Source organism: Serratia sp. CY29653, from assembly GCF_052169255.1.
Taxonomy (GTDB): domain Bacteria; phylum Pseudomonadota; class Gammaproteobacteria; order Enterobacterales; family Enterobacteriaceae; genus Serratia; species Serratia sarumanii.
This window is the reverse complement of sequence record NZ_JBJNLC010000015.1, coordinates 1-614: the sequence shown is the minus strand read 5'-3', so window position 1 is coordinate 614 and position 614 is coordinate 1. Positions and strand designations below refer to the sequence as shown.

Genomic DNA, 614 nt, shown 5'->3' with positions numbered 1-614 from the left:
AATCGTACCCCAAACCGACACAGGTGGTCAGGTAGAGAATACCAAGGCGCTTGAGAGAACTCGGGTGAAGGAACTAGGCAAAATGGTGCCGTAACTTCGGGAGAAGGCACGCTGGCATGTAGGTGAAGTCCCTCGCGGATGGAGCTGAAGCCAGTCGAAGATACCAGCTGGCTGCAACTGTTTAATAAAAACACAGCACTGTGCAAACACGAAAGTGGACGTATACGGTGTGACGCCTGCCCGGTGCTGGAAGGTTAATTGATGGGGTCAGCCGCAAGGCGAAGCTCTTGATCGAAGCCCCAGTAAACGGCGGCCGTAACTATAACGGTCCTAAGGTAGCGAAATTCCTTGTCGGGTAAGTTCCGACCTGCACGAATGGCGTAATGATGGCCAGGCTGTCTCCACCCGAGACTCAGTGAAATTGAACTCGCTGTGAAGATGCAGTGTACCCGCGGCAAGACGGAAAGACCCCGTGAACCTTTACTATAGCTTGACACTGAACATTGAGCCTTGATGTGTAGGATAGGTGGGAGGCTTTGAAGCGTGGACGCCAGTCTGCGTGGAGCCATCCTTGAAATACCACCCTTTAATGTTTGATGTTCTAACTCGGCCCC

General features: G+C 52.6%; 1 rRNA gene. It reads left to right on the top strand.

Features of this window, described 5'->3' with window-relative positions:
- Positions 1 to 614 (top strand): 23S ribosomal RNA (locus tag ACJ8HN_RS24225); the annotation flags it as partial.